We start from the raw sequence: 24296 nt of genomic DNA, 5'->3' as shown, positions 1-24296 counted from the left end.
ATGGCCCCTTAGCGTGCCGACTAATTCCATTTCAGGCCGGGGTTGACCCAGGTGGCAAAGCCCTCGAAAAGCTCATCGGTATTACCTGCAACGACCAGCGCATCAATGTATCGCTGCGCAATAAATCCTTCTTCGCTCATCGCATGGAAGGCTGTGACCAGCGGCTCCCAATACTCTTCTACGTTAAAAAGCGCCACGGGGCCGCAATACGGGCCAAGCTGCTGGCAGACCAGCACCTCAAACATCTCTTCCATGGTGCCCATGCCGCCGGGCAGAACCACAAAAGCGTCTGCCAGGTCCTCCATCCGAGTTTTGCGCTCAGCGATGGATTCTGTGATTTCCAATCGAGTCAGTCGCGGATGCGCCTGCTCTAGATCGACAAGATTCTGTGGCATAACGCCATGCACTTCTCCACCTGCGGCGATGGCTGCGTCTGCAGTCTCCCCCATCAGGCCGAGTTTGCCACCACCATAAACCATGGTGATGCCCCGTTCCGCGAGCGCAGTGCCCAGAGCCCGCGCCGCAGCGGTGTATTCCAGACGCGCCCCATGCGCAGAACCGCAATACACGGCCACACTCCGAATTTTCGGGCTAAGGGTTTTCAGCATCACGCTCCCTGCCACGGATCCACCGTCTTGAGTGACGTAATCGCAGCGTACATAAAGACGTCGCGCGGGGCTTTCCTTTTCCACGTTCACAGCAATGCCCGGCCAACCATGAATCCGGCCATGCTCTTCAGCCTGGTCCAACATCCATTGCCCCACACCCTTGCCGTGCCATTCCTCCGCGAGGTAGAGCGTCAGTTCCGGCACGCTGGCATTGATAAAACCGAATCCCTTAATAAAAGCAGCCCACATTATGCCGACGGTTTCTCCCGCATCATTGGCAAGCAGAAGGCCTATATCGCCACGAGCAGGGTCAAAGCTGAGGTAATGGCACAAAGGCTCGGACGCACAATCCTGCACATCAAAGCGCTGTTCAAAACGATTCAGATTCTTCAACAGCGCGGTCATACGTGCATCTTTGTCATCCGCAGTCATGGTGCGAACAGTCAAGCCGGAAATCAGTGGCTCCTGAGGGGAAAAGCTCATGGGGAATCAGTCTAGTGTGACTCCCCCACAAAACTATGAATGCATATGCTTATGACGCATCTCCGGTGCTCACAGTGGTGGCTGAGGCGTAGCGTCGATAAGCATTAATGTGCTTTACGACGCCGCGAACGCACCACGTCCCAGATCACACTGCACACGAGGAAAGCCAAGCACGTGACTCCGAATACCGGGGCGAAGAATCCATAGGCAATCATTCCCACCACCGCAAGGATTCCTGCCACGCCAAAACGAAGCTCAGCGCCGCGGGCACGCGCCGGCGCATCAGCCACAAGCTGGCCTTGCGGACGCCGCTGGGACCACAACATATAACCGCGAACAACCAAAATAATGATTCCTACCGCCAGTAAGCCCAACACGATCTGATTCGGAAGCCCCAGCATGGTGCCCATATGCAGCTGAATCATCCATGCAGTAGCTTGCGCAGCCAAGGGCCAGTCCGCAAATGCCAAACGGGCAGTGACTTCACTCGTATCGCCATTAACCGCAATAGAGTTGTTGTCTTTACGATATGCCTGACGATTCTCCATGACGCTCCACGCCTGACCCGCCTCACTTGGCGGACGCAAGGTGACACCGCTGCGCAATTCAGTAGCAGCAGTCGCCGCGACTTTTGTGGATTGCGCCGCAAGACTCAGCTTTGAGGGTGCTGCCGTCGCGGAGTGACCGCTGTGGTCATGACCAGCATGATCGTGGCCAGCATGATCGTGGCCAGCATGAGGATCTTTTACCGCAGGAGCAGCTGCGCCGTCGAGAGAAGTAGTCACTTTTGGTGTAGCCCAATTCAGCTCAGTACGAACTTTGCCAATATTGGTGCCCGCCACAGAAGACCATGTCAGTCCGGTGAAGGTGAAAAAGATCATGCCCAGTGCAAGAGCCGTGCCCAATGCTCCGTGCCAGCGCAGGTTCCTGGTGCGGCCGCGGCCAGAAACCTTCAGCATGGAAGCGCTTCTGCCAGTGCCGCTGCGCTGACGCTTCCACCAGAGGTACACGCCACTGACGGCCAAAACTCCAAGCCAAGACGCCGCAAACTCAGAATAGAAGCGCCCGGTGTCCCCCAACCATAGATCGCGGTGCCCGTGGGACAGCCAATCTCGCAATGGCAACGCTCCAGAGTTGCCGTATTGCACCATGTCTCCCGTGATCTCGCCGTTGTAGGGGTTAACAAATACAGCATCGGTGAAGCTTGCGCTCTTGGTGGGGTGCTTAAATAGCACCCGTACTGCCTGGTCTTTTTCACCGACGCGAATACCGGAAATGGGCTGTTCAGGGTGACGCTGCGTAGCTATATCCACGATCTTTTCCATCGGGAGCTGCTGACCATCAGCGGGGACCTCAACAGTGATATTGCTGGAGTACACCGCATTCTCAAGCGTCGGGGCAAAGGCATAGGCGAGCCCGGTAAGAGACGCTATGAAGATAAGCGGTGCGCAGATGATTCCCGCAAAGAAATGAAGCCGGCGTAGGTGGCGCGGCAAATGGCGGGACTTCCCGCTGTTTTCGCCGGCGCGTCCAGTCCCAGGTTCTACAGCTTGTGGCGCTGCACTTCCCGCCGAGAGGGCTTGATCGGTGGTGACCATGTATTCCTAATACCGCTTTCATACACACGTTGGATTACGCACAGACTGTGGCCACAGTCGTACCACGGAGGGATCCGTTCCACTCCGCGATGGGCGCATCCACAAAGGGAACCAATCTCGTTGTGAGTCAAGGACGAGAGGCATTCCCGGCGCGCTCAGAGATGCACCCGCGCGACGTTAGTAGTTGTCGCGCGAAAGTTGACAAGAGTTCCCAAAGTTCAAGCCTTTATTAAATTTTTTTCAACTCATCGAAGTTTGATGCTATGTCACCTACATCACATGGCATGGAGAAATGCGTCACCCCGTGAGTGAATAATGCTTACATTATTTCCCCCGACACCTCCTGAGATTAAGGGGCGCAGCCGGGGGTATCCATCCCCCAATTCGCGGTCAACCTCCCCCTTTCGCTTATCGACGCCCACACCCACCCAAAAAAGCTCAAGGTTTAAATAGTGACATTTGACTCAAAACTTTTTTGCAAATCATTTTTGAAAATACAACGCTCAGCGACATTTTTTCTCCGGCCCAAATATTCTGCCCATAATATACTGGTCAGTCTATTTAAATACTTCATATCTATATTTAAGCTGCTCACAGGTTGTCAAAACCGTCCAACGAGGGGGTGGATAATTTAGACTGCGTGGTCTATCGCTATAGAATTTTTATTATGCACACGCGCAGCCACTTGAGGAATACCCCTTCTTTTACTCAGCCGTCTGTACCGGCTGCATCGTGCCTGCACCTCATCAGGCACTTCCAGCCGGTGACGCGCTCCAAGCTCGTCCACGGCTCCGGAAAATCCCAGCCCACCGTGACCCGCGCCGTCGCAGCGCTCATGGAAGCAAAGCTCGTTCGGGAAAGACCAGACCTTTCCATCCCCAACGGCCCGGGTCGCCCCACCATCCCCATCGAGCTTTCAGCTTCCCCCTGGGTGCAGATCGGTGTAGCAGTAGGAACTAAGACCACGTACGTAGGTGCATACAGCACTCGCGGCGTAGTAATAAAGGAAAAAATCCTTGATATCGTTCCTACGCAGATGAGCACTGATCAGTATGCGGAGACGCTAGCCACAGCCATCCGCAAGGTCGCAGAACTCAGCGAGCTGCCCCTTGCCAACGTCGGCATTGCGACGTCCGGCCACGTCAACTCCCTCGGCCTTGTCACCGCGAAAAACCTTGGTTGGGAAGGCGTAGACCTCGCTGGACGGATCTACAACCGCATCTCTATTCCAGTGACCGTCGCCAGTGCTATTACGGCCATTGCGGGCGCTGAGCAACAGGCGCAAAACCCCGATGTGCCCGCCAGCTCACTCATCTTTTATGCGGACGATTCCATCGGTGCGGCACTGCAAAACCCCCAAGAGGTGGTGGTGCTGCCGATCGATGAGAATATTCATGGAGCTTCCTCCCTGGGAGCCTCAGCCGTAGCCCTAGTAGAGCAGACGCGACCAAAGGTTATCGTCCTTGCCGGGTCGGCATTCGAAAACTCAGAGGATGCCCTGGCAGTGGGCCAAGCGCTACGCAAGTCTCCTCACGGGACAAAGGATAAGTTGGAGATCCGGGTGATCCCCACTCACCTTGATAATGCCCGTGCCGCCGCCCGGGCCATCGCGATGGATCGGCTGATGGAAGACCCCTTGGGTCTTGCCAAGCGATTGATCACTAAGCGCAGGTAGTTCTAGCTAAAACACACCTGGTCGAGGCTCAGACTCATCCCAAGTTCTCTATGCATGCTGGCAACATTCACATACCTGCCAGCATGCGGGATGAACCCTGCCGATTGCTCGGGCGAGAGTTCCCGCCGGACTTTGGCTGGAACGCCAGCTGCAAGGGAGCCTGCGGGTATTTCTTGCCCTTCAAGCACCACGGCTCCCGCAGCGATCAGGCTGCCCGCGCCAACTACCGAGCGTGAAAGCAACGCAGAGTGCATGCCCACCAGGGTTCCGTTGCCCACGGTGGAGCCATGCACCAAAGCCATGTGGCCCACCGTGACGTCTTCGCCGAGGATGCACGGCGCATCGCCGTCGACATGCAGCACCGAGTTGTCCTGGACGTTAGTTCGCGCGCCCACACGAATCATGTTGATGTCTGCTCGCAAAACACAGCCATAAAACACAGAGGCATGCGCCGCTATCTCTACATCGCCGATCAAGGTGGCGTTCGGCGCGATAAAAGCGGTCTCGTGAACTCGCGGAGTTTTCCCATTAAACGGCAAAATAATCGGGCCAGAATTCACAGATTCTCCTTTAATGTCTCAATGCCGTCGAACAAATGCACCTTCAAGCCATACATCTGCCCCGCTTCAATATTGGCGCGCGTATCTTCAATAAACAACGTGTCCCCCGGCATAGCCCCAAACGCTGGCACGCAATGTCAAAAGCCCTCGCGCTTGGTTTAGCCACGCCCACCTCACCGGACAAAAAAACGGCATCAAAGTCTTCCATCCATGGTTGCTCTCGCCGCAGCCTACGCGCAAAGTCTAGGGGGATGTTAGACAAGATGCCGATGCGATGCCCCTGGTCTTTAAGATCAAGCGCCCACCGGACCATCTCCGCATCGACCCCCATGGACATCTCAAGATCCATCTGGTGAGCTTCCGCCCAATCAATATCATCGAGCCCCAAAGCTACTTTCATTTGCCGCCAGAAATTCTCCGCATTAACGCGGTTCTCATCAAACGATGGTCGCAGCTTATGAAACGTAGGACAGAATCGATCATCTGCGCCGATAGTTGCGCCCAGATGATCGATCTCCTCCTGAGTGGGGAGCTTAAGCAGCACCCCATAAAGATCAAACAAAAAAGTGGCCATAATGTCCCCTAGTCTACGGGGTGACCACACACAAACTCAGTCGCGCGCATAGCCGTCGTTAACCCGACGGCTCTCTGCCCGACCGGGATGCGCTGGGAATTCCGCAGGATATCCCATGCCGATCACCAGCCCCACTGCACGATCGCTGCGGTCGGCCAACCCTATAGCCTCAAGGACCTTCGCCTCATCCCACCCCGTGGTAGGCGACGTGGCGAGCCCCTCGCCTTGGGCAGCGATCAACGCAAAACCCGCCACCAGCATGGCATCTTTAAGCGCGGTCTCCCTCAGACGCGCAGCATCGGCTTTAGCTAAAACATTGCGCACAAACGCTGCACGTTCCACGCCAAGGATCTCGTCAAGATCCTCGGGGACGTCGGCACGCGCAACCGTGACCAGAACCACCGGGGCGTCGCGAAGCTGCTTCTGGCCCGAAGCCGCAAAAATCTTGTCCTTGATCGCCTGATCCCGAATCACTACAAGATCCGCACGCTGCGCATTAAACGCACTCGGCGCCTGAAGAGCTTGCGAAACGACGACGTCAAGCACCGCGTCGCTCACCTCCTGCTCGGTGTATTGACGAGTGGCACGGCGGTTCGCAATTGCCTCAGCAACAGTAAGGGACACGGGAAACTCCTTAAAAACGCTCACTGAATTTCTTAGGTATGGTACGAAAGTATCCCCGGCAGGAAACAATCGCAAAGGAGGTCGCGCTCCCGCATGGCAATTATCGACGCTCCCCTGCCGCTCTCCGCGCGGCTTCCAGCACGAGGGCTTTTTGAAGACGACTGGCGCGCCCGCCCCACTTCGCGACACCCCTACCCAGTGATTCTGATCCACGGCACCGGGGTGACCAAAGGCGACTGGATGGAACTAGGCACAGACCTACGCAAGAAAGGCTACGCGGTCTTCGCACCCGACTTTGGGATGCGGTCAACCGCCGCGGTGGCCGAATCAGCAGACCAGGTCGGCGCATATATCCATGCCGTGCTCAAAGTCACCGGCGCCGAGCGAGCGATCCTTGTCGGACATTCCCAAGGCGGAATACTTGCCAGATATTGGATGCATCACCTAGACGGGGCCCGCTACGTCACACACCTCATCTGCCTCGCAGTTCCCAATCATGGCACCTCCCACGGCGGCGTTATCAGTCCACTTACCCGTACTGCCCGCGGCACAGTCGTGGTAGATTCCATCATCACGAACTTCTTTGGGGCCTCGGGATTTGAGATGCTTGCCGAAAGCGACCTCATCCAAGAGCTCAACGCCAACGGCGATACACTGCCCGGCATCTATTACTCCTGCATCACCACAAAATCAGACACCATCATTCAGCCAGTGGAATCCTGTTTTCTCACCGGCCCCCTCGTCCGCAATATATACGTACAAGCAGTGTCAAAGCGCGCAATAGTTCTCCACGAAGATGTCCCCTACGATCGCCGCGTACGACGCATCGTGCTCAGCGAACTAGAACGAGTGGAACGTCTTACCGCTAAAAAGCACGTGCGCACCGAACATAACACTTAACTTCCCACCTACTTCCCACGGTGTTATGTTAAGTGGGAAGTTGAGTGTTATGTTGCCAGTTTTTCCATTCTGACCTGCATAAACAGCATGACACTACTGGCGCTGCATACTTAATTCAAGGCGAAGAAGAAGGCTTCGCCCAGCGTCACGATATGCAAGGACTGAAGAAGCCTATGGGCTTCTTGGACTCACTGGGGATTAGCGCAACAGCAGATGAAGCGATGGTGGCCCGTGTTCACCAGCAAGCAACCGCAGATAGCGACTAGAACAACGACCAAGACAACTGGATGGACAATGCTTTGGGAGATGAAGGGCCAGAACGTTAAAAAGCAGTCGGCGCATCCGCGCCATAAACAGAAGAGTCAGGAAGGTCATACCTCTCCCAAAAACTGCGATGGTTCCTGCGTAAAGAATCCATATCCAGCCGATAGAAGCACTGTCAACATTACGAGGGTAAGGCAATCAGTTTCTGGGAACTCCGCAGGACGTTGCCCGTATTGCTATTACCTATCGAAGGTTTACATGTTTACGAGCATGTAGTCTTCGTTAAGATATTGGCTAAAATTCTCCGAGTTAAGCAACAAACACCACTTATACCTAGTCCTAAGAGAAACAGCGAAACCCAGCCCAGCCCAACGCTAGCAGTATCACCAGAAAACTTGAGTATAAGGATTCCTAATACGCCTAGGGATATAAACAAAAGGTCTACGGAGAAAAAGCGCAGCGGAATGAGGCTGAGAATTGGTAATCCAACGAAGGAAATGAAAATTACAGCGTATATATGTCCTACGTGGTGACTTGAGAAAATATCAACAATAAAAGTGACAACCAAGAGCGCAATTTCAAGAAAGGGGATTCCGTACCATTTTGAAAATAGCAAAGGTTTTTGTCTGTCGGTATTTTCTCCGCTATCCGATGGTCTGTTTAAACTTTTGTGCATTTTTTACTCCCAAGTACATGAAGTCCGCTTCCGATCCTGTCAAGGTTGGTTAATCATGAGATTTTGGCAGAAGAAGAAAGCTTGTGGGCCCACCGATACTGTCGTATTTTCCTTGATTAGACCTCATACTTCGAAGCTAGTTGGCCAGTATACGCTACGGCCTGGGCAAGCATTCAAAGTCGGATTATCCGAATCTGAAAGTTGTGCTTCTCGAATTTCGGCTTTATCGGCTTCTACTTTATCAACACTGGCAGGGATCTCTTTCCTGTCAGAGCGCATCTGGCCAGGAATGATTTCACCATTCGGGTTTGGGGCTGGATGCCACTCTTCTAGTCCTTGTGGGTTACGTTCTTCCGCCATGGCCTGGTTGACTTCATAGCCTTCGACCCCTGGAGGTATGGGGATACCCCATTCCGCAAATGGACTACCTACTGTTTGCGTCGAAACTGCACCATTATCAGCGCCTGGGTCTTGAGACGTTTCGAGTGCCAGTTGCGACTGGTCACGATGAGACGAACCGGAAAACGGTGATTAGGCTATTGCAACACCGGGAGTAGTGCTAAGCAGTAAGCTTGTTGAGATAACGGCAAGTATTTTGCGCGAGAGCACCTTCATGGGTGAGCCTTAGGCCAAGAGCTAGAGTATAAGGTTGCTTATTGAGTTACCCTATAGGCTAATGAGAGTCTGTGTCAGTTAAATGAAAAATTCTCAGCCCTCAAGCGCGAGCTATCCCCATCGGAGGCGACCGTTCCAGACGCTACCGCTTGGTGGAATAGCAGTCCACTATTCCACCAAGGTTCCCGCGATTACACGATTCATTGTGAGATTAGACCCCTTCTATTCTCACAATCCCCAGGTCGCATTGATGTGGATGAGATTTGGTAGTGGTTTTCTATCACCCATCCATCCGTTCAATGTTTGGATAACTGCTAAACAATCACGTCAAGCACTTTCGAGCATGGAAAGCGGTTAACCATGCATTGTCAGTTTCGATATTAAAGCCAGGAGTGGTCGATACAGCACCGGCCAGCCATCCAAACAAAGCACAACAAAAAAAAGGGGTGTTGCACTTATATCTGCAACACTTTAAGCTTGCCCTGAATATAGCAGCCAAGTACCAGATGGAGAATGAGGTGAACCCCATGACAATACAAACAGAAGCATCGCTCAATCTGACTACAGAAGATGCGAAGATGCTCACTGCTTTTCGCCACCAACTGGCTGGCGAAGACCCCAAGATAACCTCAAAAGCGGGCCAAGAGGCTCCAGATCAGCTTATCGACATCATCCGCAAAGTGCTTGATGCCGTTGCACATGGCAGAGCGATTAGTATTTCCCAGTTGCCTGCGCGCATCACCACCACAACAGCTGCTTCCATGCTGGGAGTTTCTCGCCCTACAGTGATGAAGTACATCAAACAAGGAAAACTCAGCAACACCATGGTTGGATCACACCACCGACTGGACACACAAGAGGTGCTCAAGCTACTGAACGACCGCAAGGAAGAAATGCGCCGCTCCGTATTTGAAGTGCTCGATCTGGAGACATAGCTCCCTAGGATTGCATATAGTCTGACTGTGACAACTGCAGCTCCCAACGAATACACGCCAATCCCTAATAGTGTTTTGCCCGATACCAATATCTGGTTCTCTACTACACTGCATGCATGGATCGGGCTGCTGGCCGCAGAAGCCTTAGGTAGTTGGCCTTTCTACTGGACTGAGGATATTCTCGCTGAGGCAATCTATCACAAGCGGCGAGAGTATCCGAAGACTTAAAGCCATCCGAGACAGGCTGATGACTGTGATGGCGGAAAATCGAATCACTGGTTTTGCCATTGATGAATCAGTCTCCTATTCCGACACGTTTGACGCACATGTCCATAGCGCAGCGATTCACGGACGAATACAGATCATTGTCACTCAGGACTACAAAGACTTTGCCGGTCTCTATTCGAATTCAGACGACTGCCCGTATGAGGTTTTCACGCCAGATGAATTCCTGCTACTAGTTGCGGAAAGCGCCCCTGAAGCCAATGATGCAGTAATCGAGCAACAGTTTTCTTACTACATGCAGAAATCTCATTCCTTCAATCTGGCACAAAAGCTCATATCTGCAGGGTGTCCGCATTTTGCGGAGTATGTGAGAACGCGCCTGCAAGCACTATCACCATAAGGCGACAACCATCCCTACCGCTTTGCCAACCGCACGGCAGAAATGAGCCCTAGCAGCAGCACTCCGGCCGATACGTACAGCACCGAAGAGGTGGCGTCGGCAAAAGCTGTGCTGAGAACACTTCCCACGTCAGGCCCCATCTTTTCTGCCAGCGCGGGGATGGCAGCGCCAGCGGAATCGGCGGTAGCGTGTGCCAACTGCTCAGCTTGCGCCCCCGTCATTCCGAGGTTCGTGAGCCCTTCGACCACCCGGCGCACTACGTCGATTGCCAGGACAGTTCCCGCGATTGCCACACCGAGCGCGGAGCCGAGCTGGCGGGAGGTCGACTGCGTGGCCGATCCCATGCCGGAGGATTCGACGGGGACGTCGGCAAGCACAACAGAAGCCAGCTGCGCCGAGGCAAGCCCTACCCCCGCGCCGTAGATCGCCGGGACCAGAGCGATAAGCGGTGCCGACGTCGCCGGTCCGATCAGCAGGCCCGCTCCCGCAATACCGGCCACCTTCTAGCACGAGTCCAATAATCACGGTGACCGCAGGCCCAAATGCAGCCGCCACATGGCGAGCAGCCGCACCGGACAGTATCGAGCCAAGCGCCAGAGTAGCAAGCACCCAACCTGCGTGAATAGCGCCTAGGCGCAGTACCGAAATGAGGTACAGCGGCAGAACGAACAATGCGGAGAATTCACCTAGTGCCACGGTCAGCGCGGTGATATTGCCGTTGCTAAAGGACCCGATGCGAAAGAGGCGGACGTCGAGAAGCACCGGCTTGCCGGCCCGCTGGCGCGCGTTCCAGGACGATAAAAAGCGCGGCAGCGATAAGGCCACAGGCAATCGCGAACGGCACTGGGGAGTTCCACCAGCCTAACGACATCCCCTCAATGAGGCCGAAGACCGTCAACCCGAGGGCCAAAGCAGAAAGCAGGGTGCCGGGGACATCAAAACCAACAATGTCCCCCTTGTGATCCGGCCCGAAGACAAAGTGGCCGGCAATGAGCAGCGCAATGACGATGGGAATGTTGATCAGAAAGATCCAGTGCCACGAAAACGAGTGCGTGAGCCAGCCACCGAGCAGCGGCCCGATGGCTGCCATCGATGCCATTGTGGCACCCCAAATTCCAAACGCCCGTGCGCGTTCCTGGTCACGGAAAACAGTATTGATAGTGGCCAACAAGGTGGATGGCAGGATCATCGCACCGCCAACGCCTTGCAGACCCCGGGCCAGGATCAAAAGAGCTGCAGAGCCGGATACCGCGGCCAGCAGCGAGGCAAGCGCAAAAACGATAAGGCCGATGCGGAAGATAAGGACGCGACCGAATTTATCCCCCAGTGTTCCCGTGAACAGCAGCAATGCTGCAAAGACCACGGAATAAAGAGAAGAGACCCATTGCGCATCAGTGAGGCTCAAGTCGAGCGACGTGATGATCGTTGGGAGTGAAACGGAGACGATTGTTGAGTCGAGAACAATGAGCGATACACCGATCATCAGGATCGTCAGCACTACCCAGCGGTTGGATGTCTTGGTCATGGTGGAACCTCTCTCAAACCACTTTCAAAACTGCGACAGGGTGTCGCGCCATAACTTCATTAAAGCACATTCGGAGACGCTTCACGCAAGTGCTTAAATGGAAAACATGGGTAGCCAGGAACAAAATCGAGAAAAAACGCAGGCAGCGATACTCGACGCAGCCGAGGCTCTGCTCCGCGAGGGCGGAGTGGAAGCTCTTACGGCGGGCGCCGTCGCACAGCGCGTTGGACTAGCCCGTAACTCGCTCTATCGCTACGTGGAATCCATGGATGAACTGCGCGGACGCGTCATCCTGCGCCACTTTCCCGACTATGTGGATGCCATCAACCAAGCCATCCACGAGGCAACCACCCCCACAGAAGCCCTGTGCGCCTATATCTCAACAAACGTGCAGATCGTGGCGGTGGAAAACCACGGCTGGCTCATGGAATTGGCACAAGGTGTCGGCGGAGAAGCTGAAGCAAACATCGCCCACATTCACCGCCAGCTAATCGAATCCCTAAGCAACCTACTTATACCGTTTGACCTGGACAATCCCACGCTTGCAGCCGCACTCATTCAGGGACTGCTCAGCACAGGTTTCAACGCACTGGAACGAGGGCATGACGTGCAGGAAGTAAACGCACTATGCGTGCGGGGCGCGCTGGGGATCGTCGGCAAGCCACAATAAGGCCACAATAAGTACGCCGGGGTATCCACGCGACTCTCCTAGTGCGTACCAAGCACCCCGCGCACAGACTCATCGTTGATACACAACCCCCATAACCGCCCATAAGGGTAGGTTTTCCCTGCTAAGGGTAGGTTTCCAATCCTTGTTAATTCATGTTGAATAGGCCACAATCGGCAGGACACTCTCTCTTAGTGAGTGATGCCGCTTTCTACCCTAGGCAGGATAATCATGACGTTCCCCGACTACACCGCCGCGCAGCCGGAATCCCAAACGCAGCCGGAGACTCAAAAAGAATCGTCGAATCGACTGAACTCCCGCCTCAACTGGCTGAGGGCTGGCGTGCTCGGAGCCAATGACGGAATCGTTTCCGTATCCGCCCTCATCCTCGGCGTGATAGCCACTGGCGTGGGCCACGGCGCCATCTTGGCCTCCGGTATTGCAGCTACGGTAGCTGGTGCTATCTCCATGGCGTTGGGCGAGTTCGTCTCAGTCTCCGCACAACGCGACTCGGAGCGGATGGTCATGGAGCGCGAGCGCCTTGAGCTGCTTCATACCCCCGAAGAGGAACGACACGAGATCGCAAAGATCCTCTCGGACTATGGAATGTCAGAGGAAACCGCCTTGCGCGCGGCCACTGAAATTGGGCACAATGACCCGTTCCCCGCGCACTTGCGCATCGAATATGGCATCGACGCCCAAGATCTGACCAGCCCTTGGCACGCTGCGCTTTCTTCCGCAGCAGCCTTCACCCTGGGAGCTATCCTTCCCCTGCTCATGGTGGTCATCGCACCTCAGGGCAACAGCACGGTAGGAGTCATCGCGATCAGCTCGATCACCATCATCGCGCTCGCGGTTACCGGCTATCTCTCTGCAGCCATCGCCGGCACGTCGCGGATGCGTTCCGTTCTGCGCCTGGTGATTGGCGGCACCCTCGGATTGGCACTCACCTATGTTGCCGGCGCACTTTTCGGCGGAGTCGTCTAACACCCCCTCTTGAGGGCTTTTTGTCCTTCCATCCTCTATAAAAATCGGAAATTTTTGCTTTTCCTACCCGCTGGTCAATGCCAGTGAACCGATTCACTTAACCGATACACAAACGCAATTCCTGCCTTTACCTGAATAAAAGCGCCGATATAGTGGCGTGCATCCATAGATAGGGACGGGGGTTGCGTTTTTTGCAGCTTCCTTCCCGCCATCGCTTGCGAGTAAAGAGGAATCTGCATGAGTAACAACAGAACTATCCGCGTGGCCATTGCTGGGGTTGGCAACTGTGCTTCTTCGCTTATCCAGGGCGTGGAGTACTACAAAGACGCTGACCCCGCCACCAATGTCCCCGGTCTCATGCATGTGCAATGTGGCGACTACCACGTGGGCGACATCGAGTTCGTTGCCGCCTTTGATGTGGACAAAGAAAAAGTTGGCCTAGACCTGTCCCAGGCCATCAATGCCTCAGAAAACTGCACGATCAAAATCTGTGACGTCCCCGAACAAGGGGTCACTATTCAACGGGGCCCCACGCTGGATGGGCTGGGGAAGTATTACCGCCAAACCATCACAGAATCCGATGCTGAACCCGTCGATGTTGTCGGCACGCTCAAAGGCGTCCGCGCGGATGTCCTGGTTTCCTATCTTCCAGTCGGTTCCGAGGAAGCGGATAAGTTCTACGCGCAGTGCGCTATCGACGCCAATGTGGCCTTTGTCAACGCCCTTCCCGTGTTCATCGCCTCCGATCCCGAGTGGGCGGAGAAATTTGAGAAAGCCGGGGTTCCCATCGTGGGCGATGACATTAAATCGCAGGTAGGAGCCACAATCACCCACCGCGTGCTCGCAAAATTATTTGAGGATCGCGGCGTGCATCTTGATCGCACGATGCAGCTGAACGTCGGCGGCAATATGGACTTTAAAAATATGCTCGAACGCGATCGCCTAGAGTCCAAGAAAATCTCCAAGACGCAGGCTGTCACCTCTAACTTGGATCAGCACATCGAGGCGCACGACGTCCATATTGGCCCATCGGATTACGTCGGTTGGCTGGATGATCGCAAGTGGGCTTATGTTCGCCTGGAGGGAACCGCGTTTGGTGATGTGCCGCTTAATCTTGAGTACAAGCTGGAAGTATGGGATTCGCCTAATTCTGCCGGCATCATCATCGACGCTATCCGCGCCGCCAAGATCGCTAAAGATCGTCGACTCGGCGGCCCAGTATTCGCAGCGTCCTCGTATTTGATGAAGTCCCCGCCACAGCAGCTTCGCGACGAACACGCCCGCGCGGAACTGGAATCATTTATTGCCGGCGACCCTAGCTAAAACGCAACACCCCCTGAGGATGAGGCATCTCAGGGGGTAGTTGTTGACGTCGATTAGCGGGCGGCGAGGCCGCGGATCACCCGCGCGACCTGGTTAGCGTCGATATTGAGCCCATCTGCACGCATTGCAGCTTGAGAGCTCTGGCCTACGTCTATACCTGCAAGGTGGGCGGCGTTATCCAGCAGGATGATCAGGTCACCAACGGTGTAGTTACCGCTAGCCATCTTGTTCAGTTGATCGACCGGGAGCTTGCCAGCCTTAGCCAAAGCCTGCACCACCGCGGTGAGGTCCTGCGCACCCTCGGAGCTCAGACCTGCGGCTTCGGCGGCTTGAATCAGTTGTGGCGCGGCAGCTGCCCCGGCGCTCAAAGCCAGAATGACTGCCACTACCCCACCTGCACTCTTGCCCAGGTCTGCTAGCTCGGGGAGGTTGATCGAGGCGAATTTGTTGCCCGCAGCATGGAGATTACCTGCAGCAAAAGCGGCGAGTTCGCCGTCGTCACCGTTAAACAGGTTCATATCTACGTCGCCGACAATGCCGTTAATACGTCCGGAGCTGGAACGCTGCCAGAAATCAATTTGATCCCAGCCGCCCACGGTCCCGGGCACCTGCGCCTGATATGCCGCAAGCCAGAGTGGGTACTGCGAGAACTCAGTGGTGTTAGCCATCTGCTCAATCCAGAAGTACCGGTAGGTGTAGATCATGGGGACGCGACCGGTCTGCTTTTCCAGCTCTTGAACAAAGTCTCGTGTCCAGTTGACCAGCTCCTGCGGGGTTTTCCCCTCAGCTACCTCAAGGTCCAGAACAGGCGGCAAGGAATGATTCGGCGTATGAAAGATGACCTTGGCGTAGTGACGCGCCTGCTGCCGTGCGTCAGCGCCCGGACGGGCGTAGTGATACGACCCAACTTTGAGCCCCTGAGCCGCAGCTTGGGTGATGTCACTAGCGTAAAAGTCATTGGTCCAGCCCAGTCCCTCTGTCGCTTTAACAAAAGCGAAGGACTGACCGTGGGACTTGACGTCCTGCCAATTGATGCTGCTGCCGTTGGGGTGTTGGTGACCCGAAACGTCTATGCCTGAGGACGCGCCGATCGGGAAGGGAAGCGGAATTGCTTGGACCGAGGCGACGGCAAACGTGGACGAGGCAAGAACTGTACAAAGGGCAGTCTTCAGACGACGGGTTTTCATCATGATCGCCACCCTACCAATAATCCCACTAGTCACATAAGTAACATTCGTAACAATTATTGTCTTTTTAGGTTTTAGAACACTCGGAAATTCCATGCAAAGCTAGAAAATCGCTGTACAGAACACATATTTCCAACCCTTTGAACAATAAAAGGGGCCGGTTAAGGCCCCAAAAATTTTTAGCGCTTTACCTCCCCTATTACCCCACCCGCATCCGCAGATCGCGGCCATATCTGCCATGAGCATCTGCCAACGATCTGCGGATAACGCGCTCATGCGCCTAATTCTCCAGCGTCACGCTCTCCTTCCAGTTCTGTTGGCATAGCCGAATCCTCTACCAGCGATGCACCCTGATCAGAAGTAGTCCACGTGAGCTTCTTGGTTTGTTCCTAGGTATTTGCCTTGATTTCCATTAATTCTTGCCCCTGGTTGCTCGTCCAAAATTCTGCTTCATCTTTCTACAAAGTAATCTGTCGTATTTTCTTCTCTTTGAATACGGGGATTATCCCGGATTGATGTTATGAAACTCAACAGACATCCAGCTAACAGGAAACCGCTGATTTGTAAATGGGTAGCCCAGTTTCCGCCACCGCCGGAAACGACAAGGAAAATGGTAAAAGCGATAGCAGCCAAGCAATGGATAGCAAGGCGACTATGCGCTCGCAGCCGGCGATTCTTTGGCCATATTCCCTCAACGAACCAGTTGACCACTGTAAGGATAAGATAGAAAACGATCCCAGCTAACATCCCTGGCACTATGTAGAGCATATCTTCCCTTCTCCAGTAGGAAACCCGAGGGAGCTACCTAACAAAGTAGTAGATATCTCGAGCTTCCTTGTAAACCTATATTTAGGAATTGATGGGCTCTCGGCTAGAACTTTCCGCAGGATCTGTAATAGTCCTCCCGCGTCTGAGGTTCTCGCTTCTTGCGCTCAGCCAGTGCATACTCACCGTGTGGATCTGCCTTCCAGCGCTCTGCGGCTTTCTTACCTCCCCTACGTCCCATGGTGACCAACGCTTTCCGCTCGGTACTAGTTGCTTTCCCAGACGCGATCGAACCGATGGAGGCGTGCCCTTAGATTGGGTGACGTACCCGCACACACGCCTGGCCATGGCCTGGCAGTCACGCATCGGCGGCATCTCGTTATCACAACCTGCACCACCGTGAGTGTGTGGACATTATAGGCCTACTCATAGGCATCGATAATCACTGCGTCTGTCAGGCGCTGACCTTGCTGACGCAAGCGGTGACCAGTCTTGAGCACGCGCCTAAAAGCTGTTTCGTCACGTGCTGCGATGCCCTGGGCAATCCACAACACGCGAACACCATCGATAAGCTCCTCCGGGCCGTATTGGTCGAGACCACCAGAGATTTCCACATCTACGTCCCGTGCAAAAGCTTTAAACGCTTGTGCTTCTCGCGACGGGTCTTCACCGCGTTAATAAATTCGCGGCTAAAGCCGAACTGTTGGCACGGGGCAGGGATCAAACTGACCGTGTCCTGCCATATCCCTTGCCTACTTTACCAAGCCTCCAAAACTCATCACCCGGTTGTGCTGCCTATACCAACGATAAGCCGTAGGAACCTTGCCGGTACAGAACAGGCTACGGCTAAAACGGTGAGAAAACCTTGGGACATGGTCTAAAAGCTCACCCAACACACGTGTGGTCGCAGCCAGAAGCTTCATCTGCGGTATTAAAGAACTCATGAGTTTCCGGGTGATAGAAGAATGTGACTTTTTGTTTGTCCTGAGTCACCCGAAACTTCACGTTTTTACCATTGAGTACGCCCTCGTCACTCTCACGCGCTCCCTCGTTTAGTGCCCCATAGCTCCGATCCCAAGAGCCGCCAGTAGCAATCTTGTATTCGTACTCGCCTGGCTTAAGGGTCAGCTCTGCGGTCTTCCATCCGGAAGAATCATCGCGCAGTTCAGCAGCTGCACAACCAGGGTCCCAATTACCTTCTTGGCCTCCCGTGCATCCGAGGTCTTTGGTAAAGTTCCCCACCACAACGGCAGCGGGAACAGTGGCGGAAGCCGTGGTCGCAGAAACGCTTAAGGCTCGGGAATCAACAGCCAAGTCCACGCCAACCACGCCCCACCCATGGGAGGCTGTTTCTTTATTGTCGCCGTCGACGGTGACGGTCCGATACTCCACCACGGTGCCCGGCTCAAGGTCGCGCACGTTATGGAAAATACGAGCATCTTGGCCAGTGTCGGTCCCAAGGTAGTTCCACTCTTGTTCGCCAAGCTTGCGCCATCCAAAGTTGGCTTCCGACCAGGCGTTTCCGCCGACTGTCGTCATGATCGGCGCATCACCCTTAAGCTCTTGGCCCACGATGTTCAGGCCGCCGGACACAGACCCCGTGACCTGCTTTCCGTTTTTCACCTTGTACACCACAGCGGTTAAGCCCGGAACAGTAACATGGGTTTTTGCCTCGTTGTCAGTGGTCAGGGACTGGCGTGTCTCATTAATATAATCACTGGCATAGACCCGCTCGAATTCAGCGTTAGGAGTCAAAGCGTTCAGATCTACCTCGCGCGTGGTGGTGGCGTTATTCAAGGCCACCAAGTACTCCTGCTTTTCCTCACGATTCACACGAGAAAATGCATAGATACCCGCACCTGACGTTGCATAGCGCTCAATCTGCGCACCTTCTACCAGGGCTTTACTCTCCTTGCGCAGTTTTGCTAACTCAGTAATCGTCTTGGCCACCGGAGCCTCAGGCTTAAAGTGGTCGCCCGTTCCAAACTGCTCGCCATTGACCAGCTGCTCGTTGTGTACATCCGTGACCTTCGTGGCAAACATATCCTGCCGAGCATCTTTATCGGCACCCTTTCCGGCAAACCCCTGCTCATCACCATAGTAAACAACAGGCTGACCGCGAGTGAGGTACAGCAGGGCGTGCGCGAGCTGGTCACGTCGGAGCCGCTCGGCACCATCGCCACTATTCTGCAGCAGGCTTCCGATACGACCCATGTCATGGCTTCCCAGGAAGGTCGGCAGTACGGCGGCGTCGGAACGCGTTGTGGTGTACCAGTCATCTCCATAGAACAGGGACTTCAGCTTGTTGGTGTCCCCGCCTTTAGCAAGGTCAACATGCTTAACGGTGTCGATGCGGAAGCCATCCAACCCGTAGTCAACCCACTCGTTGTAGATCTTGGTCATGCCGTCGACAACGGTGGGGTGTTCTGTCATGAGGTCGTCGAGACCAAAGAAGTCACCCATGATCACGGATTCGCCACCATCGTCAAACATGCTGTTACAGCGGTTGTGGTAGAGGGTGACGTCGTTAAGCCAATCAGGGGTCAGCTTTTCAGAAGGATTCGTGCGCTGAGGGGTATAAGGGAACGATTTCTCATTGAGTTTAGGAAACTCGCTCGCGTCCTTGCCCGCGTAGTCTTCTAGCCGGAATTCTTTTCCGTTGACATCCTTATAGGGCTGTTCCTGCTGCGAGACATACTTGCTGCCATTGGAGCCGTTGCCGCCGGCCAGCTGAATCAGGTCGGCCGTATGGTTGGTCACGATGTCAAAGTAGACCTTCATTCCTTTCTCATGCGCAGCTTTGATCAGGTCCTTCATGTCCTGGTTGGTGCCCAGGTGCGGGTCAATCTGAGTGAAGTCCGTGATCCAATACCCGTGATAGCCAGCCGAGGCATCATTACCCGTTCCCTGCACTGCTTTATTTTTAAAGGAGGGTGTCAACCAGATTGCAGTGGTGCCCAAGCCCTGGATGTAATCCAGTTTCTGGATGATGCCTTTGATGTCACCGCCGTGATAAAAGGCTTTCGACGTTGGATCGAATCCATGCTGAGCCCTATCCCCCTGCTCAGCCGATGCGTCCCCTCGGTCATTCTTTGAATCACCATTATTAAAGCGATCTGTGAGCACAAAATAGAAGTTATTCTGCGCAGCGTTCTGCCGGTAGGGAGCCTTGATCAACTACCGATCCTCCGGCTTGACCTCATGATCACCGGTAGTAATCTGGGTGGGCCTAAGGCCAATATGGTGGCTCTCCGGATCGAATATGAACTCAAGTTCTGCGTCTGCCGCCAGCTTCAGCGGGACATTGTCACGCTCGTAGCCCTTTTTCCGGGAGCGCCATAACTCGTGTCCCAGTTTTTATCCAGAACGACCTTAAAATTCCAATCGCCTTTGGGAACCTTAATCTTCTTGCTGTAGAACTTGCCCTGCTTCTCCATCTGGGTCTGAGGGCAGGCAGGATCCCAGTCCTTTGTACAGCCAGCCTCGGTTTGGAAATCCGCCGCAATCACAACGAAACTCGGGTCGGCAGCCTGAGCTGGGGGCCTGGATAGGGCACCGCCAGCAGTGATGAGTGTGAGTGTGGTGAGCGCGTTAAATATTCTTCGCGCATGACAACGATAAGTTTTCACGTCTTTGAAAGCCTTACTTCAGTGATGAGGGAATAAAACACGAGCATTCTTTTACAAAGTGTGACTGGCATATAATTTTTGATTATTTGTGCCAGCGGTCACCGTTATAAGTAGGCTAACATTCTTTGCTGGTTTGAAACGTAAATTTTTTAAAATTAGTTTCAGTAATCTCCGCGATTCTCACCACACCAGAGAAAGACCCCCAGCCTGAATAAGCTACTCCCCAGCGATCGGTACCCGATTTCTCAGTCCAACCACTGGGGAGTAGCTCATTCATTCATCACTAGGGGTCTTTTCTCATCAAGCATGTGCCTTTATTGATAGGACACAAACCAAGGCCGAGGCTCGATCTTAAACGTCTGTTCGGGAGTGAACATCGGTTGATCCTCATCGATAAAGTTCTTCCACGCAAGGTAGAACTCGGGCTGCAGATTCTTTCGCACCATATCCCACGTAGCAAACTTATCGCCCGCGGTTCCGTGACCATCTGCGTGAAGAACCCACGAAAGCTCCGGTGCTGTAGTGTCCAACGTTTCCCTGTCCTGCACCATCTGATGCTGGAATTGGTGCACAACAAAGACTTTTTGCGGGAGCTCATTATCCTTTACCAGGTCCCGCAGCCACGCCGCAGTCTGGTTCACTTCCCCAGCCCCAACACTGCCGACCCGTTCCATGGGTTTCTCCCCCGGCTTCAGCCGCCACTCGGGATCTATCGCTAGTCCGACGTGCGGTAGCTTCAGCAGCTCCTCAAATTGTTGCGCCTGCTCAAGGAAGCTGGCGCTGCCAGGTTGTAGGTCAAGAATCGCTATGCCGCCAGCATCACCGATCGCTTCGACCCACGGGCGCAGCTCATCGACGTTCCCCTCATTGGAATAATTGCCATCCAGCCCTGCCGACGAGCTCGCCACGGTAGCAATGATCTCAAAGGCAGGGATCACGCTTTCTTCCGGGTCAATGGCCTGATACTTACCTACCAGGTCATTCACCTTGTTCACGGCTTCCTCAGCAGGTTGCTCGCCAAGCACTCCCAGTGCCCCACCGGAGGGATGACCGTAAAGAGCTACCACGCGATGCGAGGGGAAAATGAGGTGCCCGCCACCGGGGACCTCACCATAATTAATCATCTCTACCTGGCGATTAAAGCGCTCTTTGTTGGCAAAGCTTGGGCCCAGGGCAACCACATGAGCGTCGGGATCAGCGGATAGCGTGGAGCTTTCACGCGCGTCGCCCGAAGACAGGTATTCCACCTTGGCTCCCGACGCGCGTGCGGTGGCTACGTCAGAGGCCGTGGTGTGCCCGGAGACCAGGATGGACGCGCCGCCGTCGAAAAGCGGGGATTCGGGCGTGAGCTGCGAGATTTTGTCGGCGATGTTGGCTTCAGAAATTTCTGGGTCCGGGGTCTGGGGCTCGTCGATCGTGATAACGTCTTGAGCCCCGAGGCGCTTTATCTCCGCATCAATGGCCGACGCGTTATCGGCAGTGCGCACCAGCAGCGGCGCACCCCGCTTCACTGCCTCTTTCGCACCTTCCCATTTCTGCCCCACAGAATCACCGGCGATAACAGCGGATGTGGAAGAGGAAAAGAGCAGCTTAGATGCATCAATCCCGTCTGCGCTGTCTATCTGCGTTGTTTGTTCTATGGACAGCGCATTGCTCGGGGCGCCCGCTTTCCCCGTGCTTCCGCATGCGCCCAGAGCCAATGCAGTACTGCAAAGTATGGCCATTGTTAGCTTTCGCAAGAATCACACGCTCCTTCGAGCCAGATTGCAGAGCCAAATTACGTCAGAGCCATCTTTGTTCCTATTGACCCAATAGGCTATCTAAATGGCACCTCTCCGATCGTACGGCGTAACTTCCTCGTCCGCAGTTTTTCTGGGGTAAGAGCAAGAAGTTCCACGGCGTGCACAGCACACATCACGTGCGCCTGTTTGGAATTTGCATAGAAGGTTTGTGCTGCAGCCGGCAGCTTAGGCACGGCGTGGAGCGGAAGATCGGAGACGGAAAGCAAGGTGCCATAAGGAATGCGGTAGCGGTACCCGTTCGCCGCAAGCGTCGCCGATTCCATGTCGCAGGCAGCAGCGGTGGAACCCCGGAGCAGCTTCCATAGTTTTTGTGGGGTGTGCCATTCCCAGTTTCGGTCATCGGTGGAGAGGACCGTACCGGTACGCATCATGGAAAGATCCTCGCCATATACATCGCGAACACTCGTCTCTAGGGCGCGCTGCACCTCAGGAACTGCAGGAATGGGCAGGTCGAGCGGGATATGGTCATCGAGGAGGTGGTCGTCACGCTGGTAGGCGTTTCCCAGGATGAGGTCGCCGAGTCTCATGCGCCCGTCGAGCCCAGCACAATGTCCGATCATCACCCATGCTTCCGGGCGGAGCACAGCGAGGCAGTCGGTAATCGTCTTGGCGTTGGAGGGCCCCACACCAATATTGATCATGGTGATGCCCATTCCGTCTTCCGCTACTAGGTCATAGCGCGGCATCTGGAACCGAGATTCTAGGCTCAGGCTTTCACGATCGATGTTTTCTGCTTGGTCGCGCGTGATCTTGTGACCGTCGGGAAGCAACAATGCGCTGTAGCGCGAGCCCTCCCGCGACAGCTCGCATAGCCCAAAGTTCACAAATTCCCGGGCGTGCATGGCGTAGTTTGTAAATAGGATATATTTTTGCACGCTAGCTGGGGAAATACCCATGTAATGCTGGATGCGCGCACATGCGATATCAAAACGCTGCGGAGTGAAATGGAAAAGCGGCTTTTCTTCGCCGTGGAAGGCATCCCATTCACCGTCGATAATGGCATCGTCAACGTCATCCAAGGTGGGGCGCGGGATTTCTGCGGCAACATCGCCTGCGCGACGAGCCTCGGTCACGCCTTCTATGCCGTCGATATACTCCGGCGGGATGCGCACGGTAGAAGGCTCCACCGTGATCACACACTCGTAGTTTGTGCAGAGGCGTTCCAGCTGCTCACAGAGGTAATCATGAATCAACTCCGGCTTGGAGAGCACCGCCGAGTAGCATCCTGCAGCGTCGACGTAGCCAAACGGCTCGGTGCGATCAACGGGGTGCCAGCTAACGATCTTCACGATGAGCTTGGGATAAACTACATCGCAGTAACGCTCGTATTCACCAGTCTCTAGAATCTCCTTGGCAAGGCTTATCGACGCCGCGTAGATATCCTCCAGCTGTTGTACTACGTCCGCGCCCACACCTTTTTTCATTGTCATTGCATCCTACTTTCTAGATTTTTCCTAAGGATTCTTTGTGTCTAGAGTAGCCGCGCCAGTCTCCGGATGCAGGGCGTAGAAAAGGGAGCAGCCAGAAAGACCAGTCCACAAAAAGGGAAGGCATACATGAGGTTCAGGAGCTTTGAACAGTACGCAGCAGCAAAAGGTCTGAACTGCCACGTCACTCCTGAGGAACAAAATAGTGACTATCAATCTGGAATCGTAGAAATTTCGGAGGCCACCTGGCACATACGGACGGCACGCACCACGCCGACCAAGAAAGGTGCTTTTGTAGCCTTTTGGACCCGAAATGACGCCGGAGAGACCGTGCCTTTTAGCCCGCACAACGTACGGGGAGGTTTGCTGGTGTTTGTGGAGCAAGACGAACACCGAGGAGTCTTTACGTTCACCGCTCCAGACCTCGAACGCTTAGGCATTACATCGGGAAGCGCCGCAGGAAAACGCGGTTTTCGGGTATACCCAAGCTGGTGCACTGGTCTCAACCCTCAGGCCACCGCCACACAGCGTGCCCAAGCACCCGCGTTCAGCCTCTACTGAACGCGCTCCCTACCACCAGACCTATCTTTTCAACGCCGCCCCAGATACACAGAATCCACCGTGCCGTGCCGTGAGCAGGTTGCTTCCCAGCCGTCGGGACGCACTTGCACCACCATGCGACGCCCGCAGATCTGGCAGAAGCGCGGTGCCTCCAACCCGGCGCGCGCCGAGGGAGAAAGCCTGATTGTTTCTCCCGCAGCGATTTCCTGTCCGGTGTTGGGGTGAAAGAGCGGGGGCTCGTCGGCAAGCATTACCTGGATGAGCTCGGTTGATGTGGTTTTCATGC

26 protein-coding genes are annotated in these 24296 nt (G+C 54.7%); 9 read left to right on the top strand and 17 right to left on the bottom strand.

All coding sequences use genetic code 11. From position 1 onward, the window contains the following. Positions 1 to 20: 20 nt before the first annotated feature. Together CBE74_RS09580 and CBE74_RS09530 are read right to left on the bottom strand one after the other, a co-directional pair. Positions 21 to 1091 carry a TIGR00730 family Rossman fold protein gene (locus CBE74_RS09580; RefSeq protein ID WP_087453136.1) on the bottom strand — a complete coding sequence of 357 codons (1071 nt, stop codon included), beginning with the start codon at positions 1089 to 1091 and terminating at the stop codon, positions 21 to 23. A 104-nt stretch (positions 1092 to 1195) separates the two neighbouring features. Further along, positions 1196 to 2689, bottom strand: a complete 1494-nt coding sequence (locus tag CBE74_RS09530; RefSeq protein ID WP_087453135.1) for a PepSY-associated TM helix domain-containing protein — start codon at positions 2687 to 2689, stop codon at positions 1196 to 1198. Between the two features lie 667 nt (positions 2690 to 3356). On the opposite strand from CBE74_RS09530, the gene CBE74_RS09525 reads away from it, so the two are divergent. Next, the gene (locus tag CBE74_RS09525) at positions 3357 to 4364 is read left to right on the top strand and encodes an ROK family protein (protein ID WP_134316090.1); all 1008 of its coding nucleotides are present in this window, start codon (positions 3357 to 3359) and stop codon (positions 4362 to 4364) included. A gap of 2 nt (positions 4365 to 4366) precedes the next feature. Here the strand turns inward: CBE74_RS09525 and CBE74_RS09515 are convergent, their stop codons facing one another. Genes CBE74_RS09515 through CBE74_RS09450 form a run of 3 tightly spaced genes read right to left on the bottom strand, consistent with a single transcriptional unit; the run spans position 4367 to position 6122 of the window. Beyond that, entirely contained in the window at positions 4367 to 4924 is a 558-nt protein-coding gene (locus tag CBE74_RS09515) for a gamma carbonic anhydrase family protein (RefSeq protein WP_087453134.1), read from the bottom strand. 43 nt (positions 4925 to 4967) lie between these two features. Continuing rightward, the gene (locus CBE74_RS09460) at positions 4968 to 5498 is read right to left on the bottom strand and encodes an HAD family hydrolase (RefSeq protein ID WP_087453133.1); all 531 of its coding nucleotides are present in this window, start codon (positions 5496 to 5498) and stop codon (positions 4968 to 4970) included. A gap of 36 nt (positions 5499 to 5534) precedes the next feature. Beyond that, positions 5535 to 6122 (bottom strand): nitroreductase family protein, encoded by a 588-nt coding sequence (locus tag CBE74_RS09450; protein WP_087453132.1) that lies wholly within the window; start codon positions 6120 to 6122, stop codon positions 5535 to 5537. A 93-nt stretch (positions 6123 to 6215) separates the two neighbouring features. Here CBE74_RS09450 and CBE74_RS09290 point away from each other — a divergent pair, with 93 nt between their 5' ends. Beyond that, positions 6216 to 7022, top strand: coding sequence for an esterase/lipase family protein (locus CBE74_RS09290; protein WP_087453131.1), 807 nt, complete (start codon positions 6216 to 6218; stop codon positions 7020 to 7022). 1063 nt (positions 7023 to 8085) lie between these two features. Here CBE74_RS09290 and CBE74_RS09190 read toward each other — a convergent pair. Next, a complete protein-coding gene (locus CBE74_RS09190; RefSeq protein ID WP_087453129.1) occupies positions 8086 to 8322 on the bottom strand; it encodes a hypothetical protein in 237 nt (78 codons plus the stop codon). A gap of 647 nt (positions 8323 to 8969) precedes the next feature. Here CBE74_RS09190 and CBE74_RS09000 point away from each other — a divergent pair. Genes CBE74_RS09000 through CBE74_RS08875 form a run of 3 tightly spaced genes read left to right on the top strand, consistent with a single transcriptional unit; the run spans position 8970 to position 10137 of the window. Next, positions 8970 to 9512: a helix-turn-helix domain-containing protein gene (locus CBE74_RS09000; RefSeq protein WP_225870191.1), complete on the top strand. Its 543-nt coding sequence runs from the start codon at positions 8970 to 8972 to the stop codon at positions 9510 to 9512. A gap of 27 nt (positions 9513 to 9539) precedes the next feature. Continuing rightward, positions 9540 to 9740 (top strand): hypothetical protein, encoded by a 201-nt coding sequence (locus tag CBE74_RS08930; RefSeq protein ID WP_225870192.1) that lies wholly within the window; start codon positions 9540 to 9542, stop codon positions 9738 to 9740. A gap of 25 nt (positions 9741 to 9765) precedes the next feature. Continuing rightward, positions 9766 to 10137 carry a hypothetical protein gene (locus CBE74_RS08875; RefSeq protein ID WP_225871206.1) on the top strand — a complete coding sequence of 124 codons (372 nt, stop codon included), beginning with the start codon at positions 9766 to 9768 and terminating at the stop codon, positions 10135 to 10137. 14 nt (positions 10138 to 10151) lie between these two features. On the opposite strand, the gene CBE74_RS08805 is transcribed toward CBE74_RS08875, so the two are convergent. Both CBE74_RS08805 and CBE74_RS08725 read right to left on the bottom strand, forming a co-directional pair. Beyond that, positions 10152 to 10637 (bottom strand): MFS transporter, encoded by a 486-nt coding sequence (locus CBE74_RS08805; RefSeq protein WP_225870194.1) that lies wholly within the window; start codon positions 10635 to 10637, stop codon positions 10152 to 10154. Between the two features lie 221 nt (positions 10638 to 10858). Further along, positions 10859 to 11662 (bottom strand): MFS transporter, encoded by an 804-nt coding sequence (locus CBE74_RS08725; RefSeq protein ID WP_225871205.1) that lies wholly within the window; start codon positions 11660 to 11662, stop codon positions 10859 to 10861. A 106-nt stretch (positions 11663 to 11768) separates the two neighbouring features. On the opposite strand from CBE74_RS08725, the gene CBE74_RS08710 reads away from it, so the two are divergent. The 3 genes from CBE74_RS08710 (at position 11769) to CBE74_RS08515 (ending at position 14639) form a co-directional block, all read left to right on the top strand. Then, entirely contained in the window at positions 11769 to 12332 is a 564-nt protein-coding gene (locus tag CBE74_RS08710; RefSeq protein ID WP_225870196.1) for a TetR/AcrR family transcriptional regulator, read from the top strand. A 228-nt stretch (positions 12333 to 12560) separates the two neighbouring features. After that, positions 12561 to 13316 (top strand): VIT1/CCC1 transporter family protein, encoded by a 756-nt coding sequence (locus CBE74_RS08540; protein WP_087453126.1) that lies wholly within the window; start codon positions 12561 to 12563, stop codon positions 13314 to 13316. Between the two features lie 237 nt (positions 13317 to 13553). After that, complete coding sequence (locus CBE74_RS08515) at positions 13554 to 14639, top strand: inositol-3-phosphate synthase (RefSeq protein WP_087453125.1); 1086 nt, start codon at positions 13554 to 13556, stop codon at positions 14637 to 14639. Positions 14640 to 14692: 53 nt separating this feature from the next. Here the strand turns inward: CBE74_RS08515 and CBE74_RS08175 are convergent, their stop codons facing one another. From CBE74_RS08175 to amn, 8 genes are all read right to left on the bottom strand, one after another. Continuing rightward, complete coding sequence (locus CBE74_RS08175) at positions 14693 to 15829, bottom strand: glycoside hydrolase family 25 protein (protein ID WP_087453124.1); 1137 nt, start codon at positions 15827 to 15829, stop codon at positions 14693 to 14695. An 868-nt stretch (positions 15830 to 16697) separates the two neighbouring features. After that, entirely contained in the window at positions 16698 to 16832 is a 135-nt protein-coding gene (locus CBE74_RS08130) for a hypothetical protein (RefSeq protein ID WP_259493875.1), read from the bottom strand. Between the two features lie 181 nt (positions 16833 to 17013). Next, positions 17014 to 17205: a hypothetical protein gene (locus CBE74_RS07960; RefSeq protein ID WP_225870197.1), complete on the bottom strand. Its 192-nt coding sequence runs from the start codon at positions 17203 to 17205 to the stop codon at positions 17014 to 17016. 138 nt (positions 17206 to 17343) lie between these two features. Continuing rightward, the gene (locus tag CBE74_RS24725; RefSeq protein WP_225870468.1) at positions 17344 to 17514 is read right to left on the bottom strand and encodes a replication initiation protein; all 171 of its coding nucleotides are present in this window, start codon (positions 17512 to 17514) and stop codon (positions 17344 to 17346) included. Beyond that, positions 17477 to 19768, bottom strand: coding sequence for an alpha-amylase family glycosyl hydrolase (locus CBE74_RS07760; protein ID WP_225870199.1), 2292 nt, complete (start codon positions 19766 to 19768; stop codon positions 17477 to 17479). Before CBE74_RS07760 ends, CBE74_RS24725 begins: the two co-directional genes overlap by 38 nt. Before the next feature lie 116 nt (positions 19769 to 19884). Continuing rightward, complete coding sequence (locus tag CBE74_RS07740) at positions 19885 to 20220, bottom strand: pullulanase X25 domain-containing protein (RefSeq protein WP_225870200.1); 336 nt, start codon at positions 20218 to 20220, stop codon at positions 19885 to 19887. 314 nt (positions 20221 to 20534) lie between these two features. Beyond that, complete coding sequence (locus CBE74_RS07735) at positions 20535 to 21944, bottom strand: hypothetical protein (RefSeq protein WP_087453122.1); 1410 nt, start codon at positions 21942 to 21944, stop codon at positions 20535 to 20537. Between the two features lie 92 nt (positions 21945 to 22036). Further along, entirely contained in the window at positions 22037 to 23446 is a 1410-nt protein-coding gene (gene amn, locus CBE74_RS07700; RefSeq protein WP_087453121.1) for an AMP nucleosidase, read from the bottom strand. A gap of 132 nt (positions 23447 to 23578) precedes the next feature. Here amn and CBE74_RS07695 point away from each other — a divergent pair, with 132 nt between their 5' ends. Next, positions 23579 to 24010 carry a MepB family protein gene (locus tag CBE74_RS07695; protein ID WP_087454805.1) on the top strand — a complete coding sequence of 144 codons (432 nt, stop codon included), beginning with the start codon at positions 23579 to 23581 and terminating at the stop codon, positions 24008 to 24010. Between the two features lie 29 nt (positions 24011 to 24039). On the opposite strand, the gene bsaP is transcribed toward CBE74_RS07695, so the two are convergent. After that, positions 24040 to 24294, bottom strand: coding sequence for a biotin synthase auxiliary protein BsaP (gene bsaP, locus CBE74_RS07685; RefSeq protein ID WP_013910497.1), 255 nt, complete (start codon positions 24292 to 24294; stop codon positions 24040 to 24042). Positions 24295 to 24296: the final 2 nt, after the last annotated feature.

The organism is Corynebacterium silvaticum, assembly GCF_002162115.2.
GTDB lineage: Bacteria > Actinomycetota > Actinomycetes > Mycobacteriales > Mycobacteriaceae > Corynebacterium > Corynebacterium silvaticum.
The sequence above is the reverse complement of the archived record's forward strand: the minus strand, read 5'-3'. Positions and strand labels throughout refer to the sequence as shown.